The sequence below is a fragment of the Acidovorax sp. CF316 genome (assembly GCF_000276605.1).
Taxonomy (GTDB): Bacteria; Pseudomonadota; Gammaproteobacteria; order Burkholderiales; family Burkholderiaceae_C; genus Acidovorax.
Genome location: NZ_AKJX01000049.1, coordinates 1 through 4,841 on the forward strand (window position 1 = coordinate 1; position 4,841 = coordinate 4,841).

Here is a 4,841-nt window from a genome sequence, read left to right on the forward strand (position 1 = left end):
CATCGAGCTCCTTGAGGCGGGCCGCCGATGCGGTGCCCTGGGAGCGGCCCTCCCACAGCTGTCTTGGCAGGTCGCCGCTGTACTCGCAATAGCTCAGTGCGACCAGCATCTCCACGTCGGCGTCGATGCCCGCTACCGAGGGGCCGGGGTAGCTGCGCAGCATCTCCCACACGGGGCGTGCGGGGGGCATGAAGGCGGCCGACATCGTGCTGAAGCGGCTGGGGGGCCGCTGCGCGGCCGGAGCTCCCGAAGCCGCTGCGGGCGCGCTGGCAGCGCCCAGTTGGGGGTCCCACGGGAAATCCGTGGCCTGGGGCGCCGCAGCACTGGCCGCAGGGCCGTCCCTGGATGCAGTGCCGGCTTTCGGTGCGCCAGCGAGCCTCTCGATCCAGAGCGTGCTGGTGACCAGCGCAACGACAACGATGGCGCCCAGCGCCCAACCCCACCCACCGAGGCGTCGGGGCTTGGAGCGGGGTGGATGGGCCGTCACGCAGCCAGTCTGCACAACGGGGCAGTGCCCCTCGTCCATGCCAGAGAAATGGCGCGAATCAGAACTGGTAGTTCACGCTGACCAGCAGGCTGCGCGGAGCACCCGGCATGGCGTCGGCACGCCAGTATTCCTTGTCCAGCAGGTTGGAGATGGCGGCCGTGGCCGTCCACACGCCCTGGCGCCAGCCCACCAGCGCATCCCAGCGGGTATAGCCGGGCACGCGCGAGGTGTTGGCGGTATTGAGCCAGCGCGCGCTGGTGTGCGTGGCACCGATTTCCGCGTACCACGGGCCTTGCGGCGCATAGCGCACGAAGAAGTTGCCGTTGCGCAGGGCGGTGTCCACCAGGTACTTGCCGACCAATGCGGGCTGCAGCTTGTCCTCCGTGACCTTGGCGCTGGTCACGCCCACGCCGCCGCGCACGTACCACGACGAAGCCACACGGCCCGCCGCGCTGAACTCGATGCCGCGCGAGCGCTCCTTGCCGCGCACGGCCCAGGTGAAGGGGTCGTTGACCGCGTCGGGGCGGTAGCGGATGTTGGCGTGTTCGAGCTGGTACACCGACAGCTGGGTCGAGAGCGCGCCGTTCAGCCAGTCGCTCTTGACGCCCACCTCGACCTGGCGCGAGTGCTGGGGCTCGTCGTCGTAGACGGCGGTGGGCGAGACATCCACGCTGATCATGCCGCGCCCGCCGTAGGGCGAGTAGCTCTTGTTCCACGAGGCGTACAGGCTGTGCTCGCGCACCGGCTGCCAGACCACGCCCAGGCGCGGGCTCACCGAATCACCGTCGTAGCCACGGCCCACATTGGTCAGCAGGTTGGTGCTGTTGAAGTCGAAGCGGTCATAGCGCAGGCCGGCCAGCAGCTTCCACCCGGGCGTGAGGCTGATGAGGTCCTGCACGTACAGGGCCTGGCTTTCGGCCTTGTGCAGGTTGTGCTGGGTCGGGTTGCCCTGGGCCGGCTTGGCGCCCCAGGCGATGGGCTGCAGCGGGTCGTAGCTGAAGGTGGAGGCCGGCTGGCCGATGCGCGGGTGGCGCTTTTCCTCGCTCACTTCCACGCCCACCAGGACCTCGTGCTGGATACCGCCGGTGCTGAACTTGCCCGTCAGGTCGACGGTGTTGGACAGTGTCTCGTTGGCCGTCTGCTGCCAGGCGTAGTTCGGCCGCACCTGGCCACGCCAGGTGCAGGCAGCGCCCGCGGAGGTCTGGCCCGCCGTGTTGCAGTAGGTGCCGGCGAAGTAGTGGTCGAAGTCCTGGCTGGCCTCGCGCTTGCTGGCCACCCAGCGCACGCTCCAGGCGCTGTTGAAGTCGTAGGACAGGTCCGAGCGCAGCACGCGCAGGCGGTCTTCGACATAGTCGCTGGGGTGGGCAAAGCCCTTGCGGATGGAGACACCCGCGGGCAGCTGGTCGTAGACCGGGCCACGGTCGGGCACGCGCCAGATGTTGTCGTAGGTGTACTGCCCCGTCCAGCGCAGGCCGGTGCGGGTGTCCACCAGGATGCTGGGCGAGACCATCTCGTTCTTGTTGCGGATGCCGCTGCGAAAGCTGTCGGCCTGCTCACGGTCGGCCGTCAGGCGCACGGCCACGTGGTTGTTGATGACCTTGTTGATATCGAGCGTGCCACCGTAGTTGTCCCACGAGCCGCCGCGCAGGGTGACGCTGCTCTTGGCATCGAAGCGCGCCTGCTTGCTCACCAGGTTCACGATGCCGCCGCCGCTGCTGCGGCCGTAGAGCACCGAGGCCGGGCCCTTGAGGATCTCGATGCGCTCCACGTTGGCCGTGCTGCGGCGCACCTGGCCCGACTCGCGCACGCCGTCGCGGTAGATGTCGACCGAGTCGGCGTTGAAGCCGCGGATCATCACGCCCTCGCCGCGCATGTCGTACTTGGTGTTCACGCCGGGCACGCCGTCGAGCATGACGGCCAGGTCGTTGATGCCGTAGCTCTTGTACTTGTTGACTTCGAGCGTGTCGATGGTCTGCGGGATGTCCCGCGGCGCCATGTAGGTCTTGGTGGCCGTGGTCACGCCCTCGGGGCGCACGTCGTCGGCGTCGTACTGCGAGCCGGTCACCTGCACGGCGGGCAGGGCAGCATCGGCTTGGGCCCAGGCCTGGGAGGTGCCCAGCACGGCCAGCAGGCTGGCTGCGGCGGTGGCCGTCAAATGAAAACGGGCAGCCTTGGTGCTGCCCGCATGGTTCTTGTTCGCCATGTGTACTCCAGTGGGTCGACACGGCCCCTCCGGCCGCACCCGTTAACAGAAAGTACACATTTTAATACAAACGATAATTATTCTTATTCATCCCTTTACATTCCAAAGGACAAGCGCCTGCATGCCCTGGGCAGGGCCGGTCTCCAGCACCACCGCCACCCTCAATGGATGGCCGCAGCGACGATGATGCTGATGCCCAGGCACATGGCGGCCACCACGACGCCCAGCGCCACGTTCTGCTTCTCGACGATCTCGCCCCACAGGTCGTAGGGGGTGATCTTGTCGACGATGACAAAGCACAGCCAGAAGATGACGACGCCGATCAGCGCGTACAGGATGGACCCGAGGAACGCCGCGGGCTTGAGCCATTCGATTCCCATCATGGTGGAAGCTCCTTGATAAATTACTTGTGCCCGCCGCCGCCGCTGGAATAGCCGCCGAACGAGCCGCCCGAACTGCGGTAACCACTGCCGGACGAGCCGGAACAGTTGCTCAGCAGGATCAGCAGGATGATGATGACGATCGCAATGATGATGATGGTGCCGCAGCCCAGGCCCGATTTGGCCACGAAGGGCCCCGGGTCGTCGCGCTGCAGCACATCCTTCTTGTCTTCGAGCTTGAAGGCCTTGGCCACGGTGTCGCTGGCCAGCTTGTCGCCCGAGGACCAAGTCACCTCGTTCGGTGTCTGCTCCATCGACAGCAGGCCCTTGGCGCTCGCGAAGTCGCGGTTCGAGGTCTTCTGGCCGCGCGTGACCTGCCAGTAGAACTCGCCCAGCACATAGGTGGTCTCGGCCTCGTAGCTGTATTTGAGCTGGTAGGTGGTGCCCAGGTAGGTGGCGCTGCGGCCGCTGGCGGCCATCTGCGGCGCGCCGGTGGTCGGGCGCACCATGCTCCAGCCGTCCTCGGCATCGACCAGGAAGGCAAAGCCGCGCTTCTGGTTGTAGAGCAGGTACTCGCTCCAGCCGAAGTGCTCGTCGTCGCCGGGCTCCACGCCCATGCGGTGCTGGAAGCCCACCACCTGCCAGTGCACGCCCTGCAACTGGCCCTTGCTGCCCAGCGGGATGATGGGGCGCACCGGCTCGTCCTGCTCGGCCGAGCGCAGCTCGCCACCCACGCCGCTGTCCAGCGAGATGATGCTCGCGCACGATCCGCAGGTGACGCTCTTGGTGCTGGACAACTGCACCTGCACCGGTGCACCGCAGTGCGGGCAGCTGAACTGGCGGCCTTTCTCGTCCTTGGCCGATTCGTCCTTCAGGCCGGTGAGCTTGAGGTCCTCGAGCAGCACGGCGCGGCCGCGCTCCAGGTGCGGCGGCGTGTGGCCGTAGTCGATGCTGAGCACCTCGCCATCGGCGCTGCGCAGCTCGACCATGTCGAAGGGCTGGCCGATGGGCGGCAGCTTGGGCAGCTCGCCCTGGGCCGAGATCAGCGTGGCGCTGCCGCTGAAGGCGACGGAATACGACTTGCCGGAAATGGCCGTCGTCGCGCCGATGCGAAAGCGGCTGGCCTCGGGCAGCTCGCGCCCGGCCTCCATGGGCCGCGTGAAGACGTAGGCACCGTTGTCTTCGCCCAGGCTGGCCAGGGTCCCGTCCTGCAGGAAGGCCGACCACTCGGTCCAGACACCCGCCTCGGTCTTGTACTGCAGCCGGCCGATCAGCGTGAACGGGATGTCCTTGCCATCGAGCTCGATGCGCCCGCTGGCCATGAGCTGCAGCGGGCTGTGGTCGTCGAACAGCTCGGCCATCTTGCCCACGCGCTGCAGCACGTCGCCGCTGCGCACCACGGTGCTCTGGCAGTAGCCGCAGACGGCGTGGGTGGACTGCGCGCTGCGGAATTCAACCGGCGCGCCGCAGCCCGGACAGGGCGCACGGTAGGAACGCTGTGTAGGGTCAGTGGCCATTCGGGCGTTGCCAAGGGCGGCCGGGTGCGGCAGAGCAGGGGCCCGTCAGCCCGCTGCCGCCCGCACCCGAGGCGCCGGTAGCGAAGGTAGGTTGCGCCGGCCTCAGATCAGCTTCTTGAGCAGTTCGGACTTCTTGGCGTCGAACTCCTCCTGCGTGAGGATGCCCTTGGACTTGAGTTCGCCGAGCTTCTCGAGCGTGGCCATCACGTCCTCGGGCTTGACGCCGGAGGACACGGCAGCCGCCGCCGCGGCAG

Annotated in this window: 4 protein-coding genes and 1 pseudogene; all 5 read right to left on the reverse strand. The window is 67.4% G+C overall.

Going from position 1 to position 4,841, the window contains the following annotated elements; translation table 11 throughout:
* Positions 1–487: pseudogene (locus PMI14_RS05700) on the reverse strand (hypothetical protein); the annotation flags it as partial.
* Positions 488–545: 58 nt separating this feature from the next.
* Complete coding sequence (locus PMI14_RS05705; RefSeq protein ID WP_007851021.1) at positions 546–2,690, reverse strand: TonB-dependent siderophore receptor; 2,145 nt, start codon at positions 2,688–2,690, stop codon at positions 546–548.
* Positions 2,691–2,851: 161 nt separating this feature from the next.
* Positions 2,852–3,073, reverse strand: a complete 222-nt coding sequence (locus tag PMI14_RS05710) for a DUF350 domain-containing protein (protein WP_007851022.1) — start codon at positions 3,071–3,073, stop codon at positions 2,852–2,854.
* Positions 3,074–3,093: 20 nt separating this feature from the next.
* Entirely contained in the window at positions 3,094–4,587 is a 1,494-nt protein-coding gene (locus PMI14_RS05715; protein WP_007851024.1) for a DUF4178 domain-containing protein, read from the reverse strand.
* Positions 4,588–4,689: 102 nt separating this feature from the next.
* Positions 4,690–4,841 (reverse strand): SHOCT domain-containing protein (locus PMI14_RS34075; RefSeq protein WP_007851026.1); only part of this gene is annotated, 152 nt, incomplete at its 5' end.

Coding starts and splice junctions, on each gene's coding strand:
- PMI14_RS05715 (WP_007851024.1), bottom strand. CDS start 4,587: ATGGCCACTGACCCTACACAGCGTTCCTACCGTGCGCCCTGTCCGGGC.
- PMI14_RS05710 (WP_007851022.1), bottom strand. CDS start 3,073: ATGATGGGAATCGAATGGCTCAAGCCCGCGGCGTTCCTCGGGTCCATC.
- PMI14_RS05705 (WP_007851021.1), bottom strand. CDS start 2,690: ATGGCGAACAAGAACCATGCGGGCAGCACCAAGGCTGCCCGTTTTCAT.